This is a genomic window from Bacteroidales bacterium (genome assembly GCA_023228145.1).
Classification (GTDB): domain Bacteria; phylum Bacteroidota; class Bacteroidia; order Bacteroidales; family CAIWKO01; genus CAIWKO01.
The window spans coordinates 1-18,471 of the sequence record JALOBU010000035.1 but is presented as its reverse complement, the minus strand read 5'-3'; the positions used below and the strand labels follow the sequence as shown (position 1 = coordinate 18,471).

At 37.0% G+C, this 18,471-nt stretch carries 13 protein-coding genes and 1 tRNA gene; 7 read left to right on the top strand and 7 right to left on the bottom strand.

Annotated elements, in window-relative coordinates; genetic code table 11:
* Positions 1–6: 6 nt before the first annotated feature.
* The 3 genes from M0R16_12580 to M0R16_12570 are packed head-to-tail and all read right to left on the bottom strand — an operon-like array spanning position 7 to position 4,835.
* The gene (locus M0R16_12580; protein MCK9613708.1) at positions 7–1,503 is read right to left on the bottom strand and encodes a hypothetical protein; all 1,497 of its coding nucleotides are present in this window, start codon (positions 1,501–1,503) and stop codon (positions 7–9) included.
* 6 nt (positions 1,504–1,509) lie between these two features.
* On the bottom strand, positions 1,510–3,351 hold the full coding sequence (locus M0R16_12575; GenBank protein ID MCK9613707.1) for a LysM peptidoglycan-binding domain-containing protein: 1,842 nt from the start codon (positions 3,349–3,351) through the stop codon (positions 1,510–1,512).
* On the bottom strand, positions 3,351–4,835 hold the full coding sequence (locus tag M0R16_12570; protein ID MCK9613706.1) for a hypothetical protein: 1,485 nt from the start codon (positions 4,833–4,835) through the stop codon (positions 3,351–3,353). Before M0R16_12570 ends, M0R16_12575 begins: the two co-directional genes overlap by 1 nt.
* Positions 4,836–5,049: 214 nt before the next feature.
* On the opposite strand from M0R16_12570, the gene M0R16_12565 reads away from it, so the two are divergent.
* A complete protein-coding gene (locus tag M0R16_12565) occupies positions 5,050–7,242 on the top strand; it encodes a YfhO family protein (GenBank protein MCK9613705.1) in 2,193 nt (730 codons plus the stop codon).
* Positions 7,243–7,245: 3 nt separating this feature from the next.
* Here M0R16_12565 and M0R16_12560 read toward each other — a convergent pair whose 3' ends face one another.
* Positions 7,246–8,550, bottom strand: coding sequence for an OmpA family protein (locus M0R16_12560; GenBank protein MCK9613704.1), 1,305 nt, complete (start codon positions 8,548–8,550; stop codon positions 7,246–7,248).
* Positions 8,551–8,556: 6 nt separating this feature from the next.
* Positions 8,557–10,926, bottom strand: coding sequence for a T9SS type A sorting domain-containing protein (locus M0R16_12555; protein ID MCK9613703.1), 2,370 nt, complete (start codon positions 10,924–10,926; stop codon positions 8,557–8,559).
* 132 nt (positions 10,927–11,058) lie between these two features.
* Here M0R16_12555 and M0R16_12550 point away from each other — a divergent pair, with 132 nt between their 5' ends.
* From M0R16_12550 to tsaB, 3 genes are read left to right on the top strand one after another with little or no spacing between them, the layout of a single operon-like run.
* Positions 11,059–12,480, top strand: a complete 1,422-nt coding sequence (locus M0R16_12550; GenBank protein MCK9613702.1) for a TolC family protein — start codon at positions 11,059–11,061, stop codon at positions 12,478–12,480.
* Between the two features lie 11 nt (positions 12,481–12,491).
* Positions 12,492–13,847, top strand: a complete 1,356-nt coding sequence (locus M0R16_12545; GenBank protein ID MCK9613701.1) for an efflux RND transporter periplasmic adaptor subunit — start codon at positions 12,492–12,494, stop codon at positions 13,845–13,847.
* A 14-nt stretch (positions 13,848–13,861) separates the two neighbouring features.
* Positions 13,862–14,563: a tRNA (adenosine(37)-N6)-threonylcarbamoyltransferase complex dimerization subunit type 1 TsaB gene (tsaB, locus tag M0R16_12540; GenBank protein MCK9613700.1), complete on the top strand. Its 702-nt coding sequence runs from the start codon at positions 13,862–13,864 to the stop codon at positions 14,561–14,563.
* A gap of 44 nt (positions 14,564–14,607) precedes the next feature.
* Here the strand turns inward: tsaB and M0R16_12535 are convergent, their stop codons facing one another.
* Positions 14,608–15,369 carry a T9SS type A sorting domain-containing protein gene (locus M0R16_12535; protein ID MCK9613699.1) on the bottom strand — a complete coding sequence of 254 codons (762 nt, stop codon included), beginning with the start codon at positions 15,367–15,369 and terminating at the stop codon, positions 14,608–14,610.
* 103 nt (positions 15,370–15,472) lie between these two features.
* Here M0R16_12535 and M0R16_12530 point away from each other — a divergent pair, with 103 nt between their 5' ends.
* From M0R16_12530 to M0R16_12520, 3 genes are all read left to right on the top strand, one after another.
* Positions 15,473–15,742, top strand: coding sequence for a cupin domain-containing protein (locus M0R16_12530; protein MCK9613698.1), 270 nt, complete (start codon positions 15,473–15,475; stop codon positions 15,740–15,742).
* A gap of 6 nt (positions 15,743–15,748) precedes the next feature.
* The gene (gene rsgA, locus M0R16_12525; GenBank protein MCK9613697.1) at positions 15,749–16,681 is read left to right on the top strand and encodes a ribosome small subunit-dependent GTPase A; all 933 of its coding nucleotides are present in this window, start codon (positions 15,749–15,751) and stop codon (positions 16,679–16,681) included.
* A 102-nt stretch (positions 16,682–16,783) separates the two neighbouring features.
* Positions 16,784–18,289 (top strand): MopE-related protein, encoded by a 1,506-nt coding sequence (locus M0R16_12520; protein ID MCK9613696.1) that lies wholly within the window; start codon positions 16,784–16,786, stop codon positions 18,287–18,289.
* A gap of 56 nt (positions 18,290–18,345) precedes the next feature.
* Here the strand turns inward: M0R16_12520 and M0R16_12515 are convergent.
* Positions 18,346–18,418 (bottom strand) — tRNA-Gln (locus M0R16_12515).
* Positions 18,419–18,471: the final 53 nt, after the last annotated feature.

The following is an 18,471-nucleotide window of genomic DNA, read 5'->3' as shown; positions in this document are numbered from 1 at the left end:
ATCAATTTAAAAATCAAGGTATATAAAGGGTTGTGCTTCAGTGCTAAAAAACTGATAAATAAAAATGATTGCCACAAAAATTATAACAACCTGAAAACTCCAGTGCATACGGGAAAAGATTTTTGAAAATTTAACATTCCAGCTCATGGGGGTGTAATGGAGTAAAATGCCCAAAATCATCATAATGAAAGTAAATTTATACAAATCTAGCCATTGAAGTGATAAAGAAAAATCAATTCCGGTGAAAATTTGTTTCAGCATGTCAAATGCTACCAAAATATCTGGTGAACGGAAAATTATAAATGTTAACATCAAAATGTGAAATGTAATAAAAATACTCAGCGCCTTGTATATTTTTTTGTTTACCCTTTTTTGAATTTTAACTCTTAAGCCTCTGGTAAGTATTTCATACCCCATAATCAGGCCATGCAGGGAGCCCCACACCACGTATGTATAATTGGCATCGTGCCATAGGCCGCAAAGCAAAAACGTAATAAAAACCGTAAAAACAAGCCCCGTTTTTCGCCAGTTTCTTAACCGGATGGACATAGGTGAAAAAATGTAATCACGCAACCAGTTTGACAATGTGATGTGCCACCTTCTCCAGAATTCCGATATATTCTGGGCAAGAAAGGGTTTGTTAAAATTTGCCGTACTTGTGAACCCAAGTAACATGGCTATCCCAATAACAATATCGGTATAGCCCGAAAAGTCAAAATAAAGCTGCACCAGAAAGCCATAGCCGGCCATAAGGTATTCAAAGGAAGTAAAATACTCGTGTGAAACAAAAACCCTGTCAACAAGGTTAACCGCAAGAAAATCGGCGATAACTATTTTTTTAAAAGTCCCGATAAGTATCAGTAAAAATGCTTTGCTGATGAATTCTTTCGACAAATCCAGCGATTTTTTAAATTGCGGCAGCAACTCTCTGGCACGAAGTATAGGCCCCGATAATATATTCGGGAAAAAAGAAACATACAAAAGATAATTAATGTAATTGTTTTCGGGTTCGCTGATATTTTTCTTGTAAATATCAAGAATGTATGAAAGCGTTTTAAAAATAAAATACGAAATTCCAATAGGGGTTATAAGGTCCAGCACAACTGGCGATGATTCCCCTGTAACAATACCAAAAAATATATTCAGGAAAAAGTTGGTGTATTTGAAAAAAAACAACAGGCCGATATTGATAAACAAAGAAAGTAATAAAAGGTTTCTTTTTGATTTTTTCGTTTTTGCCTCAAACATTAGCTTGCCGATAAAAAAATCGCTGCTGGCAATAAGAACAAGAGATATTACATAAACACCACTAATTTTGTAATAAAAATAAAGGCTGAAGGCAAGCAGGATAATGTTTCTCCAGGAGATATTCTTATAAACTAAAACATAAATAATATAAAAAACAGTAAATAATATTACAAACAAAACCGAATGATACGTTAATGGGCTAAGTGGGTTGTGAAGCAAGCTCAGCAAAAAATCGTTAAAAGAAAAATTCAACATCTCGCGTTATGGTATTATTAATGTTTGCCCTATGCTCAGTTTATCTGATTTCAGGTTGTTGGCCTGTTTAATTATTTCGATACTGGTATTATATTTTTTTGCAATAGCCCAAAGGGTATCTCCGGAATTTACTTTATACACTATTTTTCTTTTATTTGCAGGAAGGGTTGCTGTAGTAACAGGTTTTTTATTATTTCCCTGAACACTTTCTTTTTGTGGGTTTTGTGGAGTAGCCTTCGCTGCTCCCTTATAGATTATCAAAGTTTCTCCGGCAATAATTTTAGTCCCCGACAATCCATTCCAGTATTGTAACTGGCTGACCTTAACACCAAAACGTTCTGCAATACTGCCCAGGTTATCTCCGCTACGTATTTTATAATATGTGATATTGTTATCATCTGTTTCAAGCACTTCTTCATTGTTATAGGCAACAGGCTTTTGTGTTTTGGTGTTTTCTTTTGTAAAATTGATATCTTCACTGAAATACTTTTTTAAAGTAAGCGTATCAATAACATGGTTAGAAGCGATAAGGCCCTCTTCCTGATTTTGGAGCCAACAAGCATAAGAGTTTAAAATGGCATTCAGATATAATTCTCCGCGAATATAATAACCCGGAGCGGAAAGATGAACTTTGTCGTTGCGCGCCAGGCCGTATTTCAACCATTTATTCATTGACAAATTTCCTCCGCTGACATTATAGTAATCATAAAAGGCACAGTTGCGATAGCCTGCTACCCTTTTTGTCATTTCCATAAAATCCTTGCACTGGGGCACGTTGTATTTTCTTCTTGCGTAAATATTCTGGGCATTTGAAATTAAAATTGAAGTTTCAGGGGATGCATTTTGTATGATGTCAATAATTTTCACCAGGTTTGCTTCCATGTCTTTATCGTTATAGGCTCCTCGATAGAAGTCATTGGCGCCAAAATCAATTATTACCAAATCTGGCTGCAGTTCTGTAAGTTGTTGCCCGAAAGCATTCTGCCTTAATAAACTTCTATATCCGGCACCATTGATACCTGTGCTGCAATATAAAATGCCCTTGTCATCGTTACTTTCAATCATAAGCCCATAGCATTCAAAAAAGGTTTGTTTTTTTTCTGTTTTATTAACAAACACTTCTAAGGTATCTGTCGCATTTGAAATCTGAAACGACACATATGGTTTTCCGGAATTCACATCATTACAATCAATGTGCACCGGGCTAGTTCCCTGATTTGTTTTTACTTTAAGGTCAAAGCTCAGTGAATCTTGTTTACAGTAAATTTTTATTAATGTAAAGTTTTCACGTATAAATCCTTCTCTGAAAGTAATCTTAAAAGAAGCATTGCTGTCGTTTGTATAAACAGTTGCGCCAATAAGCCCCATATCGTATTTAATGTCGCGATGAATGCTTTTATTATAATCCCATTTTCCTGTACAACTTGTTTTATAATCATAAGCTGCATGTGTTGCGGCTGCCTTATACGGAAAAATCAAGCCTCTTCCGCCATAACCAAGAACTTCCTGAAGTCGTTCACGGATATATCCCGAAGGTATGTCGGCCTGAATATGAGAATCACCGATGTGGAGAATTTTCAGTTTTCTTGTGCCTGTTTGTGACACTTTCTGAAAAAAATTCCTGACAGCAGTAACATTCTGCCATTCAATAAAATTAATTTCATAACGAATAAAAGGATAATATGCACGATATTTTATAAGCGAATCAACATATTGCGGGTTAATAACCAGCGGGTCTGTTGTTTTCTTTGTAAAAACAGGGTTGATATATGCCGAGGATACAAGCAGTAAAGTCACTGCCAGCAGTAAAAAAGAAAATGCTGTTTTTTTATACCACGAACGTAACATCAGTTGAGGTTTTTATTTTTCTTTTGATGTATATAATTGTTGTATTCAATCATCAGAGCTTCCACAATTTCGTTAGCAACAATTTCTTGTCCTTGGGCAGAAAAATGCCCATTGGTTACTGCAAGATTTCTTTTAGTCCAAACAAGAATAGAGTTAGCACCTCCCATCATATTAAAAAGGTCCCAATAAGCACACCCGGCTTTAAAGGCGGCGTTTTTCTGCATTTCATTTATTTTGGGCAACCAGCGGTAAGAGGTATAACCGCCATCACCACCACTGGCCATATCGCCTGCACCAATGACAAGGATGCTAATATCCGGGGCAGCCTTTTTGAACTTCATAAATAATTTATAATATATGTCTCCGATGGCATCACAAACTTTTTCTGACCGGATATAAGGTACTGCATTCGCTCCATATTGAAATATTATGAGTTTGGTGTTTGTAATTTGAAGCATTTTGGCAAGATGATTATCATCTATCATCAACAGCCCGTCACCGGAATGCCCCCGTATAGCATAATTATCAACCTGAACACCATGATAGCTGTCAAAATACATTCCGTAAAAATCCGGACTTTGGTCGGCAAGGAATTCAATTTTAATGTTAAGTACATTTCCAATATTCGTTTTGTGCATACACACACCCCTACTTGGAGTTAACGTATCGGTTGTTATTTTCGTTCCGTTGTTATTGTCATAAAAATTAACAACACATTTTTCGTCAGTATTGCCATATAAAAAAGAAATATTATTATAAGAATATTTGGTACCGGCTTTAACGATAACATGCGCATTATAATAAACAGCAACATCATTTTCTGCAGGCTCTGTTTCGGGAATATTTGTTTTCAGGCTGTCACTTTCTTCTTCTTGCATGACAGCATATTTTGTAAAAAGGCAAACGGTACCGGAAAGCCCATAAAAATTAGTATTGTATTTGTCGTGAAAAACAGTATATCTCTTCCAGTTACGACTGTTTTTCCGGATATAGCTGACAGGCGCCAAGTCTTTCATGGGCACGTAACCTATGCCTGAGCCGCCAAATTTTTTATGCATTTTCTGGCGAATAACATAAGACATTCTGTCGCCTTCAAGCTGAGAATCTCCGTAATGTGCAATACGAATAACAAGAGAGTCTTTTTTTAGAAGTATGTGTTCAAAAAAATTGTCAAGCGCCCTTTCATCTCCAACTTCAGGGTTATATAAAAAAATATTTTGTTTTTTAGGACCTATTTTAGAAATATTATCGCGCCTCAGTATCGAATCGTTACTTACCGTATTTGACAAATAAGCCTGAAGGAGGCTGTCGGCGGCAACATTAGTCTCGTCATCTGTAAAACTAAATATTTTTGCCAAAGTAAGAAACCGGATATTTTTCTTCACCCACAAATTATCAGTATAGCTATATAACATTGAATACCCTAACAACATTATATTGATAAATATAATAATAAGCAGAGCAATTACAGGCTTCTTATACATAGCTATTATCCTTAGTTTTTATTTCTAAATAATAAATTGCTATGAAGCAAAACGTATGTTTCGGGGAGTAATTAACAGTTCTTTGCAACACCGTTTCTTTTTGAAAAAGACCTGCAAAATTCGTAATTTTTTGTCAAATAACAAAGGTCTTTCTAACCTTAACAGAACATGAAGCTGATATTTTACGTAATATTGTAGATAAAAATTTAAACTTATGCTTCTGCAAATAAGCAGAAAATCATGGTTTCCTTACCTGTTGCTTTTCGTTATTGTTGTGGCCGGTTACTGGCAGATTTCAATGATGAAACACCCGCTTAAATATGACATGATTGATTGTTATTATCCCTGGCGTTACATGATTGCCGAGTCGCTACGAAATGGATTTTTGCCCTTTTGGAATCCTTTTCAGGTCTTGGGCTACCCCATACATGCCGACCCGCAAAGCGGTGCGTGGTATCCTGTTACCTGGATTGTTAGTATTTTATACGGATACGATATTTTTTCCCTGCATATTGAATACATTCTGCATTTGTGTATCGCAGCTTTCGGGATGTTTTTCCTCTGCAAAACGCTTAAGTTTGATATATCAGTATGTTTTTTTGTAGCTGTTGCCTATGTTTTTTCGGGATTTTTTATCGGAAACTCTCAGCATTTCACTTTTACTATAAGTGGTGCCTGGATTCCGCTTATTTTATCTCAATTTATACTGTTATTTGAAAAACAACATTTAAAAAACGCTCTGTATTTTTCCTTTTTTATGTTTATGCTTATCTCGGGCGGATACCCGGCTTTTTTATTTATACTATTTTATTTTCTTGTTTCCCTGTTTTGTTTTTTTATCATTAAATTAATTAAAGAAAAAAAACTTAAACAGCTAAAAAGGTTTATTCTGCTAAATTTCACAGCTATAATATCTACACTGCTTTTCAGCATGGTACTTTTAGTTTCGGTTTATTATCTTATTCCTCATGTTACAAGAGGAGGAAATGTTTCTCCCGAAATGGCAGGGTTTTGCCCTTTTTCTCCTCGCAGTATGATTTCTTTCCTGCTTCCTTTTGCCGTTATCCGGAATATGTCATATTATGATACCGATTTGTCCATGTCGAATGCATACTTTGGCATTTTTATGCTTATTTTCTTTTTTTATGCTTTGTTAAAAAAATCTCCGGGAATTTATCGTTTATTTCTTGTGTTCGGGCTGCTGAGCCTTCTTGCATCCATGGGCAATTATCTGCCTGTTCGTGAATTTTTATACAAATACGTTCCCTTGATGGGGATGTTTCGCTTCCCTTCCCTTTTCAGGTTTTTTATTATATTTTTCTTTTTACTTATGGCAGGATACGGGCTAAATACCTTTTTGAGTAAAGAAAATTTCAGAGATAAAAAACTTATTGGCATGATAATAATAACGAGCGGGTTTTTACTTTGGATGTTGATTCAGTCACGTTTAGAAGGATATCTAATGATAAAAGGATTCATTAAAAATGAACTTTTCAAGGCATCCGAAATATCTTTCATCAGGCAGCACATTGCATTTCAAAGTGTCGTACAGATGGCCTTTCTTGTATTTTTTACAATAGGGATTGTTTTTATTAAGAACAGAAAAAAACTTGTTCTTTTTATCGCCTTTCTTTTTGTTTCCGATGCCATATTTTCTTCACAACTTAACGCACCATATACCGTTTATTATAAAAATTTTAATGCCGGAATGGTAAAAAAAATCAGCAAAGGATTTCCTGAGGGATTTCACATAAAAAACGACAGGCTTGTTTCGCAAAATTGTGATACATGCGGCTTAAACGAAGGCCCTTTCTGGAAAAATCTTTGCACGTTTCATAAACATATTGCTTATGACGGATTTGCGCCTATTGCTTTTAAAGGGTACACATATCTTGTTGACTCCCTGCCGGAAAATTTTAATAAACTTATAAATAACTTTCCTGTGTTTTTGGCATCGGGATTTTGCAGTGAATATTCTGCAAAACATAACAAAAACATATCATCTGTTGCTGTTAGCAAAATCTGTTACCTGCCGCAAAATGAGTATAACCAACTTAACAAAGTTTCACCTTTAACATATTCAAATGTTGACACCGTATGGATTTCCGCATTTTCGCCTTACGAAATCAAAATCCAGTCCATAACAAAAAGTCCACGCTTACTTTGTTTGCTTCAGAATTATTACCCGGGATGGGAATTGCAGGTTAATGAAAAAAAGTCGGATATTATAAAGGTGAACTTTGGAATGTTGGGAGCACAAGTTCCGGAAGGTAAAAACACAATTTTGTTCCGATACAATTTTAAACCGGTAAAAGCAGGGTTATACATTTCTGCTGTTTCACTGTTTATGTTTTTTCTTTATTTTATTATTGGCTTCTTAAAAAAAGCAGGTACCCGAAAGGGTTAAGGTTTAATCGTTGCTGATAATTAAAATTTCCACCCTTCGGTTTTTCTTCATTCTGTCTTCGCTGCGTGCATCGGGAAATAACATTTTTGTAGCGCCAAATCCTTTATATGCCATTCTGTTTGTTTCAATCCCTTTGTCTTCAAGGTAGTCATATACTGCTTTGGCACGGTTTACAGACAACTGCATATTGTGCTCCTGCATATTATTACAATCCTCCCAATTAGAAGGGCAATTCACATGACCATGTATTTCTATCTTTAATTTTCCATTACGTTTCATGGTGCTTGCAATAACATCAATTACGGGTTTTGACTCGGGTAAAAAGGCGGCAGAATTCCCATAAAAAAGAATATTATCAAAAACAATATTCTGCCCTGCCATTATTCTGTCGAGTTCAATTTTAATTATTACATTTTCCCCTGTAGCACTGGTTTTAAAGTCTTTTATCTGGTCAAAATATTCTTCGGCTTCCGTTTTTATGGAAAATGATGATGAGAGCGGCAAAGAAGCCACACAGGACGAAACGCTGTCGAACGAGAATAAAGGGGCTTCTCCGGTTTTGTTTTTAAAAAATATTTTTACGTTGGCTTTTACAAGTTGTTGTGTAACCTTATCAACAATATTGATATTTACGGTGGCATTTTCCGGGACAACTACTTTGGGTTTCTGCTGATTATTATTCCCCGAAGTTTTGTTTTCGGTGATACTATTTTCCGCCGGTTTTTTTATATCGGTATAATGCAAAACGATAGTATGTCCCGAGCCTTTTGGATATACATTATCAACAACTAAGTAAAAAATGTCACCTTTTTTCACCCTCAGGCTTTTGCTATATGAAGGCCCCGGACCTGAATGAATGAATTCATGTATGGCTGTTTTTGAGAGGCCTGTTTTACTGCCAATTTTTTTATCATTACGGGAAATACATGTCCTGACAGGCAAAATCTTTTTTTCAGCCACATCGCTGCAAAAAGTCCTGCCATTGTATTTATACAAAATAAAATCATAGTCATCGTTGCTATTTACAGGAATTATATCAAATTCAAGCTGTGCGTCATAGGGTGCTTTAAAAAAGTACCAGCAGGTATTATGTTCCTGTTCAAAAGCATACAGGCTGTTTTTCTCTCCGGATATTTCCATGACAGCACCATATCCTGATGGGGCGGCATTTGTAGGTCCGAAAATAGTGTCTTTAATTTCGACAGGTTTTTTACAATCGGCATTCTCGGGTTTAATTGTAAAAGTATTTTGTGAAAACAAATAAACATTTGAACAGGCAAACACCAATAAAAAAAACAAATTCCTCATCCTGCTTTATTTAACAATACTTAGTTTCGTTTCGGCAAGCAGATTGCCATTTTCGGATATCAACCTTGCAAAATAAGTTCCCTGAGGATACGATGCTGCATCCCATGAAAAAGAAGTCCTGTTTTTTTGAAGACTCATTTTAAAAATTTCTTTTCCCGAAATGTCATAAATTTCCAACCGGGCTTTTTCTTTTATCAAAAACGAAAAAGTAAAGATTTTATTTGAGGGATTAGGATATACCGTTAAAATTTGATTTTTTGTTGTTTTTTCTGTAAGGTTTGCCAGATAGGGTGTACCAATCGCAAAAGTATATTCTCCTTTTTTAAGCGTATCGGCAATCAGCATTCCCGCGCTTGAAGTTCCCCAACGAGAAAAATGTGTTATTTTCCAATCAGCCCATGCCCCGGGCCTGTATAGTAAAAGTAAAGAATCCGCTGAAGCAATAGTTGAAAGCAACACATCATCAAGATTCCCCAGCGATGAACTCACCTGCCTGTTATAATTAAAACGGCCTTTTGCCCTGAAATTTTCCGGAAATATTCCATCAACATTCCAGTAATGATAATCTGACAACCTTACTATATCAGGGTTTACTTCTTTTAATGAGTCGGGAGCCACCCAGTTGTGTTCTACCCTGACAAAAGCCGAATCTGAAATATTCATAACTTCCACGCGACACAATGCTGTGAGGTAATCCATCATGCCCGTTGTTTTCAACACTTTGTGAACATCCGTTGTTGCATCAGAGATTTTCTCGTTAAAATCCATCATTGCAAAATCGGGTTCAAACGGAACTATAAACTCTTTAGAGCCAAACTGACCTGAAAAATGAAGCGAATCAGTATAAAATTGCCAGTCGTTTTTTCCGAAAGTTATCTCCACATGGTTTGAGTTTGCAAAATCAGGATGATTATTTAATTTTTGCCTAACCCAAACTTTAACTTTTGTCTGTGGTGTGGTTTGGGTAATTTTAAAAGAATCTATCGAGAAGTGCGGAAATCCCGGGCTGAATACCCATGCCTGAAAAAAATCAGTTAAATCAATACCTGTCTGAGTGCTAAGGAAATTTCTCATTTCAAAAGAAGAAATATCATTATGCTGGTAAGTTTCCATTAATGCTTTTACTGCAGGAAAAAATAAGTCGTCGCCTAAGTAATTCCGAAGTGTGTGAACCACATCGGCGCCTTTATCATAAACTGTAGAGCTGTATGTGTATTCATCAGGGATTCCGTAAAGTGCCCGATATTCATCATCAACAATATGTAATGCCCTGACCACATAAAGATGATTATCTCTTATTTCCTGCTTGTAAGAATCAATGCCATACAAATGTTCTTGATAAATGGCTTCACAATGCCTTGCCCAGCCTTCATTTATCCACATATCACCGGCTGTGCTACACGTAACCAGATTTCCGAACCAGTTATGAGCAAGTTCGTGAGCATAAAGAGATTCGTATGTCAGATTACCATTAATTGTAATCAATGGATAAGCAATATTGGCTGCATGCTCCATCGCGCCGCCGTCAAAGGGGACGCCGACATAACCAACACGTTCCCAGCGATAAGGCCCGAAACGTGTTTCATAAGCGGTTAATATTTCTTTCAGATGAATAAATGAATTTTGTGTGGCAGTGATATAGTTAGAAGGCACATAAATACTTATTGGAATATCCCCGTTTATTCCGGCAAAAGTATCCTGAACCGCAACATAAGGCCCCACAGCAACGGATGCAAGATAAGTGGGAATGGGGTCGTGAAGCCTCCAGTAATATGTACTGGTATTATCACCATTGTCGATTACAGAAACCAACGTGCCTCCGCAGACTGCCATTTTTTCATTTTTTACTGTAATCCTGCAATCATAAGTAGCCCGGTCAACAAAATCATCAATACATGGGAACCACACACGCCCATAGTTATGAGGTACTGCCTCGAAACCCACGCCCAGATTGTAAGCATAACTGCTGTCGTTCGTAAAATAAAAACCTCCCCAGCCCGAAGCATCAACCTGCGGCGCACCATGATAAAAAACGCTCAGATAAGCCGTATCATCCATATTCATTGGGGAAGGAAGATTTATTGATAAAACAGTGTCATTGTAATTATATGTTGTAAGCGGGGCATTCTCAAAATGGACAGAATCCATGTGGAGTTTCAGCAGGTCAAGTTTTAACGAAGCAAGATTGTCAACTTTGGGAGTAAATTTAATTGTTGTAAAACCGGAAATGTTTTTGGTTGACAGATTTACCAGACGAAGGTTAATGTCATAATTCAGTATATCAACCGTATCGCTTATACTTTTGGTTGAGGGCTGTGCTTTAACCGTATAAGCTGAAAAAAGAAACAGTAAGCCGAAAAATATTTTATTTATCATCTATTTGTAATAATTAGTACATACAAAAATACGCACATTATTCGTTTGTTTCAGTTGCGGTGAAATATTTTCCTTTTTCATTATTTATGCTGCTTAAAAGAAATTATCTTTGCAACTCCATGATTTTTCATTATGAAAAAAGCTATTACTATCAGTCTTGTTGTTCTGCATATTTTTGTTCATTCGGCTTTTTCTCAAAAAATATGGACACTTGATGATTGCATCACCTATGCTTTAAACAACAATATTCAAATCAAACAGCAGCAAATAAGTTCAAAACTTTCAAAACTGCAATACAACCAGAGTATAGCATCGTTGTTTCCCTCGATTAATGCAAGCGCCAGCCATGTTTATAATAATGGCCAAACCATTGATATGTACACAAATCAGTTTGCATCTCAAACCGTTCAATCGAATAATTTTTACCTGAGCGGCAGCCTGGTTTTATTCAACGGACTGCAGTTGCTTAACACGCTGAAACAAAAACAAATTGATTTTTTGGCAAGCCAATATGATTTGGAAAAAATAAAAAACGACATTACTTTAACCATCGCCACAGCTTATCTTCAGGTACTTTACAACATCGAACTGCTTTCGGTAGCCAAAAGCCAGCTTGATATTACCAACGCTCAGGTTGAACGCACCAAAAAACTTTTAGACGCAGGAACTATTGCCAAAGGAACCTTACTTCTGATTGAATCTCAGGCAGCGACGGATGAGTTGCAAGTTGTAACTGCACAAAATCAGCTTGATATGGCATATCTTACGCTGGCTCAGCTCCTGGATTTGCAAGACACTAAAGGCTTCGAAATAGAGCAACCTGAACTTTCTATACCCGAATCAAGTGCCCTCATGCAAAATGTAGAAGATATCTTTACAAAGGCTTCTGTAATTCAGCCGGATATTATGAGTGCAGAAATGAAAGTGAAAAGCGCTAAAAAAGGCCTTTCCATATCCTATGGCGCACTAAGCCCGTCGTTGATACTGAATGCCTCTTATGGCTCCGGGTATTCGGGAGCAAGTAAATCTATCAGCGACATTACCATTTCGGGATATACACCTATTGGCGCCACTGAGTCAGGAGAAATAGTGTACGGGCCAACTTACGATTATGCGTATTCAAAAATTAAATTCTGGGACCAGCTTGACAGAAACCTTAATAGTTCCATAGGCCTGTACCTTAACATCCCTATTTTTAACAAATGGCAAACACAAACCGCTATAGGTTCATCAAAACTCTCACTACAGAATGCCGAACTTATGCTTCAAAACAGTAAAAATCAGCTTTTAAAAACCATACAGCAAGCTTATGTCGATGCAAAAGCTGCCCTGAACCGTTACAATGCCGGGATAAAAAGTGTTGAAGCCCTTCGGGAGTCATTTAATTATACGGAGCAAAGATTTAATGTCGGGTTGGTAAATTCGATTGATTATAATGATGCAAAAAATAAGCTTATGAAAGCCGTTTCCGAATCTCTCAATGCAAAATATGAATTTGTTTTCCGCATCAAAGTTCTGGATTTTTATCAGGGAAAACCTTTAACTATTAAATAATCTCTCTTTTTATGAAAAAGAAAAAAATCATACGCTTTTCAATAATTGGAGTCGTTTTAATTATCATACTTCTTGCTGTGGGTAAAAAAACCGGAGTAATCGGCAAAAAAACAAGTATAGAAGTAGCAACAGAAAAAGTGGAAAAGCGAACAATTACTGAAACAGTTTCGGCAAGTGGTAAAATACAGCCTGAAGTAGAAATTAAAATATCTCCTGATGTATCGGGTGAAGTCGTGGAGTTAAATGTAAAAGAAGGCGATAAAGTTAAAAAAGGCGATTTGCTGGCAAAAATTAAACCGGACATTTACGAGTCCTATTATGAAAGAGCGATGGCTACACTTAACGCACAGAAAGCTGCAGAAGCCAATGCCAAAGCAAGGTTGTCGCAGGTTAAAGCACAGTTCATCAACAGCAAGGCAACTTTTGAACGCAATGAAGCTCTGTGGAAACAAAAAGTAATTTCACAATCGGAGTATGATGCGGCTCTCGCAGCTTTTGAGGTAGCAAAAGAAGAAGTATCTGCGGCAGAAGAATCATACAAAGCTGCACAATATAATGTTGGAAGTACTTATGCTGCATTGAAAGAAGCAAAAGAAAACCTGACCAAAACAAACATTTTTTCCCCTGTTGACGGAACCATATCCAAACTTAGTATTGAGCTCGGCGAACGTGTAGTGGGAACATCGCAGTTTGCAGGTACGGAAATCATGCGTATCGCCAACTTGAACGAAATGGAAGTGGATGTGGATGTAAACGAAAACGATATCGTGAGAGTTAAAAAAGGCGACACAGCAATCATAGAAGTGGATGCATACCTGAACAGAAAATTCAAAGGAATTGTAACTGAGATTGCCAATTCAGCAGAAGTATCAGGAATCAGTGCCGACCAGGTAACAAATTTTTCGGTAAAAATCAGGATATTGCAGGAAAGCTATAAAGACCTGATTAAACCTGACAAGCCGGAGCTTTCACCCTTCAGGCCAGGAATGTCTGCTACTGTGGAAATACAAACCAAAACCGTTTACAATGTCTTATCAATCCCCATACAAGCAGTAACCGTCAGAGAAGACAGCAATAATGTGGACAACATAAATGAAACAAAAGAAAAAAACACTAACACTGTTACTGAAAAAAAGAAAAACGAAAGTCAGGAAAAAGAAATAGTCTTTATTTATGTTGATAACAAGGCAAAAATTAAGGAAGTGAAAACAGGAATACAGGACAATATGTACATTCATATTGTCAGTGGACTTGATGAAAACAACGAAGTTATTACCGCACCCTATATTGCCATAACTAAGACTTTGAAAAATGACGCCACAGTGAAAAAAGTGGATAAGAAAACATTGTTCTCTGAAAAAAAATAAAACCTCAGGCTCTGATGGCATTTTTATTATTGATAGAAACCTCGGGCATTGTTTGCTCTGTTGCTTTGTCAAAGGGTTACACATTGTTGGCCATTAATGAAAGCCATATTAAAAATTCACATTCAGAACTTATCTGTGATTTTACTCATGATGTTTTGAAAAAGGCACACGCAGATATTTCTGCTCTTGATGCAGTGGTAGTGAGTATGGGGCCGGGTTCTTATACAGGCTTGCGAATAGGTGTTTCGGTTGCCAAAGGTCTGTGTTATGCCCTTGAAAAACCTCTTATCAGCGTCGGGACTCTGGCAGCTATGGCTTTCGGGGCAACCGCATTTCATAAAGACTTACTCGAAGATGCTATTTTTTGCCCTATGATAGATGCCCGCCGCATGGAAATTTATACGGCTCTATACGACTTTCATAATAAAGAAATCATGCCACCTTCTGCAGAAATCATAAATGAGGCAAGTTTTTCCGATATACTGCAACATCAAAAAGTTATGTTTTTCGGCGACGGCATGGAAAAATGCAAGCATCTCTTACAAAAACATAAGAATGCAAATTTTCTAGATAATTTTCAAGCTTCTGCAGCATATATGGTATCTGAAGGTTTCAGAAAATATCAGGAACAACAGTTTGAGGATATTGCTGGTTTTGAACCTTTTTACCTTAAGGAATTCATTGCAGGAAAGCCCAATGTGAAAGGTTTAAAATAAAAAAGGCGGCCTTAAGGCCGCCTTTTTTATTCATTCTGAATTTCTTATCTTGATTTAACAAGTTTTTTGGTGATAATACGATTTTGTGAATCAATAACAGAATAAAAATAAACACCATCATTAAGATTTGAACCATCAAAAATAAAAAAGTTCTCTCCATTGCCGGCAATCATTTTTTCGCTGTAAACTTCCTTTCCTATCATATCAAAAATTTTCAAGCTTACTTCCTGAGATTTTTCTGTATAGCAACCAAGTTTTACTGTTGAGTTGAAAGGATTAGGCTGTGGGGCTATTAAATCAAACTTTGCGTTTTCAGTTACGCCATATCCTTCGGGGTGTCTTATAAGAACAATTGTTCCACCATTAAAATTTGAAGCAACCGGGCCAACTGGAACCCCCCCCAAATCCATATACACATCCACAAGAACATCCATATATATTGTATCATCGCCAGAAGGTACTGATGAAGGTGATGAAACCCATACACAATTTCTAACTCCTGCATTAAGCTCACAATTACCAGGATTACAAACATAAGTCAACCATGCTGGTTGATTAAGCAAGCTTGTTACTTTTATATGATGAATGTTAATAGTTCCACCTCCTGCATCTCCGGTTAATGGACAGATAACTGTAATTGAAATTCCTGCTACATCTCCAGAATTAACATGAAGTGTATCCGGATCCATACGACCGGTTCCATCAGGGTCAACTACATTGACATCAGGTGTACACTGTGCAAATGCAAAACCTGTCATAAAAACAAACAGGACAGAGAAAACAAAATAAAGTACTGATTTTTTCATAATGCTTAATTTTATTAAATTTGATGCAAAGTTAATAAAAACACATAAGATTTCAACATTTTTGTTTATTTAATGTTAATTAATGTTAAACCGTAGAAAATTCATGGATAAAATCATAATACAAAAACTAAGCAAGCAGGAAATACAGCAAAGAAACATCAGAAACTGGCCTGTTTGGGAAAAAGAGGTATCCCGTTTCGACTGGTATTACGACAGTGAAGAAGAATGCCTGATACTGGAAGGAGAAATAATAGTTGAAACACAGGAGGGTAAAGTTTCAATTCAGGCCGGGGATTTTGTTACTTTTAAAAAGGGACTAAGCTGTGTGTGGCAGGTGAACAAAGCAGTACGAAAACATTATAACTTCAAATAAATTACTTTGAGAGGCATCGTCGTCAAGTCAACAGGAAGCTGGCATCACGTTAAGCTTGCAGACGGCAGCGTGTATGAATGCAAACTTAAAGGCCAATACCGCATTCAAGGGCTGAAAGCCACCAATCCTGTGGTTGTCGGTGATATTGTTTTGATAAGGCTTCTTGAAGACAAAAAAACCGGTGTTATTGAAAAAATAGAAGAGCGTAAAAACTATATTATCCGCAAGTCAAAAAAACTATCCAAGCAGGTTCATATTATTGCTGCAAATATTGATATGGCTTACCTGATTGTTACCCTTGCCATGCCGCGTACTTCTACAGGATTTATTGACCGCTTTCTCATCACGGCCGAAGCTTATCATATTCCTGCCAGTCTGATATTTAATAAAATAGATTTATATGATGAAAAACTCCGCAGTGCCCATGAAAAATTGATAAAAATATATACGGATGCGGGGTATCCCTGTATAGAAGTTTCAGCTCTGCACGGGAACAACATTTCGAATCTGATACATTTGCTGGGAGGTAAAATAAATTTATTTTCGGGACATTCCGGGGTTGGAAAAAGTGCGCTTATAAACGCCATAGATCCGGCGCAGAACATCAAAACAGGAAAAATCTCAGAAATGTTTCTTAAAGGAAAACACACGACAACCTTCACCGAAATGCTTTGCCTGAAAACCGGAGGTTTTATAATTGACACGCCAGGTATAAAAGAATTCGGGCTGATTGATTTTAAACGCGAAGACCTTACACATTACTTTCCGGAATTTTTCAAATTACTTTCCAAATGCAAATATTATAACTGCACTCATATCAGTGAGCCCGGTTGTGCTGTAAAAGAAGCGTTAAAAAATGGAATCGTCTCTGAATCGCGCTACAAAAACTACCTCAGTATTTTTAATGGGGAAGATATTGATATAAAAGAATGGGAATAATCTGTTACTGAATTGAAAATAAACTTTGTCAGTTCATTTTTTTTTCCAAATTTTGCATCCTAAATACTGATTTTCAATTTATTATATACAAATATATCAAACATGAAATTAGCAAAACTACTCTTGATTTTCGCCTCAATGCAATTTGCTGTTCTTAACGCTTTTTCCCAGTGCACGCCTGTTGATTGCCTTGGTTCTCTTCCGGCTTATGGTGGCATTTGCCAAACAGCGCTTGACACCGGAAGGATTAATGAGCCATATTCCGATGATATATCTTTTCACATTACCAATGTATGCATTGATGCAGGTGAGTTCGATCCGCAATATGCAGGTACCGGAGCAAAACTTCTAAAGCTTCACTCTTTTTCATTTTCAGGGTTTCCTGCCGGCCTGACAGGGGCAACGAATCAGTCAGAATATGATGCTTCGGCAAACACAAACGGTTGCGGTGCTGTTAGCGGAACGCCAACAGAAGTAGGTGTTTTTGATGCTACCATACATATTTTTGCCAATATAAATACTTATATAGGCTCTATCACATGTAATAGTTTTATCCAGATTCCGATAAACAATCAGCCTTTTGACGGCTCTCTTTCATTGGTGATACTGCCCGATCCTTCTTTTACAGGACTAAACGGGCCGTATTGCGAAGCCGACCCTGCAGTTACGCTGACACCAACCGGAACTCCAGGGGGCATTTTCAGCGGGCCGGGAGTGGATGGGAACACATTTAATCCATTATTGGCAGGCGCCGGCACACATACTATTACTTATACCGTTTCGGCACAACAGGGAAGCGCTACAGCACCGGCAACAGACAGTAAATCCTTGTCTGTTACAGTAATTGCTGCCAATACTTATTATGCCGATAATGACGGAGATAATTTTGGCAATCCGGATTCAGTGATATTTGCTTGTGTGCAGCCTGCAGGTTATATTCCCGACAGCCTTGATTGCAATGATACTTCCGCATTGGTAAATCCCAATACCGTATGGTATGCCGATAATGATGAAGACAATTATTTTTCCGTAACAGATTCCGCTATTGGTTGCATACCACCAACAGCATATTATACTATTCCCGCCCTTGCGCTGGGCCCCGATTGCGACGATGACAACCAAGAAATTGGCACCCCTCTTGTTTTTTATATGGATTCCGATAATGATTTATTTGGAAATCCTGATTCAACAATCAGTGAATGCTCCCAACCTGTTGGTTATGTCTCAAACAATACCGACTGTAACGATACAAATGCAGCTATAAATCCTGATGCCATAGACATTCCCGATAATGGCATTGACGAAGATTGCAGTGGATATGATAGTTCAATAACGGGTATTAACAAAACCTTAAATACTTCTTTCCTTATTTATCCTAATCCTGTATCAGATTTTACTTTTATTATACAAAACAACAACATCGCAATGGCTGGCGATTATTTTGTGCATGTGGAAAATTGTTTCGGTCAAATTATTTTACGACAAGCTCTAACAGAACAATACAATAAAATTGTAATGCCCCACACATCAAGCAGGGGTATATATTTTGTCATAATAAGAGATATTAGCAATAAAACCTGTCTGGTTAAAAAGATTGTTGTTCAATAAGGGATATTAACATCCTTATTAAAAAAGCCGCACCAATTGATTGATGCGGCTTTTTGTTGTCCCGTCAGGGGTCGAACCTGAACTCTTCTGATCCAGAGTCAGACGTGTTGCCAGTTACACCACGGGACAATGCGGGTACAAAATTATGAATTTTTATAAATAAAAAATGAATTTTTTGATTT

Bases quoted from the DNA above. Each gene is read 5' to 3' on its own strand.
- M0R16_12530 (MCK9613698.1), top strand. From the start codon at position 15,473: ATGGATAAAATCATAATACAAAAACTAAGCAAGCAGGAAATACAGCAA.
- M0R16_12535 (MCK9613699.1), bottom strand. From the start codon at position 15,369: ATGAAAAAATCAGTACTTTATTTTGTTTTCTCTGTCCTGTTTGTTTTT.
- M0R16_12555 (MCK9613703.1), bottom strand. From the start codon at position 10,926: ATGATAAATAAAATATTTTTCGGCTTACTGTTTCTTTTTTCAGCTTAT.
- M0R16_12550 (MCK9613702.1), top strand. From the start codon at position 11,059: ATGAAAAAAGCTATTACTATCAGTCTTGTTGTTCTGCATATTTTTGTT.
- tsaB (MCK9613700.1), top strand. From the start codon at position 13,862: ATGGCATTTTTATTATTGATAGAAACCTCGGGCATTGTTTGCTCTGTT.
- M0R16_12570 (MCK9613706.1), bottom strand. From the start codon at position 4,835: ATGTATAAGAAGCCTGTAATTGCTCTGCTTATTATTATATTTATCAAT.
- M0R16_12565 (MCK9613705.1), top strand. From the start codon at position 5,050: ATGCTTCTGCAAATAAGCAGAAAATCATGGTTTCCTTACCTGTTGCTT.
- M0R16_12575 (MCK9613707.1), bottom strand. From the start codon at position 3,351: ATGTTACGTTCGTGGTATAAAAAAACAGCATTTTCTTTTTTACTGCTG.
- M0R16_12520 (MCK9613696.1), top strand. From the start codon at position 16,784: ATGAAATTAGCAAAACTACTCTTGATTTTCGCCTCAATGCAATTTGCT.
- M0R16_12560 (MCK9613704.1), bottom strand. From the start codon at position 8,550: ATGAGGAATTTGTTTTTTTTATTGGTGTTTGCCTGTTCAAATGTTTAT.
- M0R16_12545 (MCK9613701.1), top strand. From the start codon at position 12,492: ATGAAAAAGAAAAAAATCATACGCTTTTCAATAATTGGAGTCGTTTTA.
- M0R16_12580 (MCK9613708.1), bottom strand. From the start codon at position 1,503: ATGTTGAATTTTTCTTTTAACGATTTTTTGCTGAGCTTGCTTCACAAC.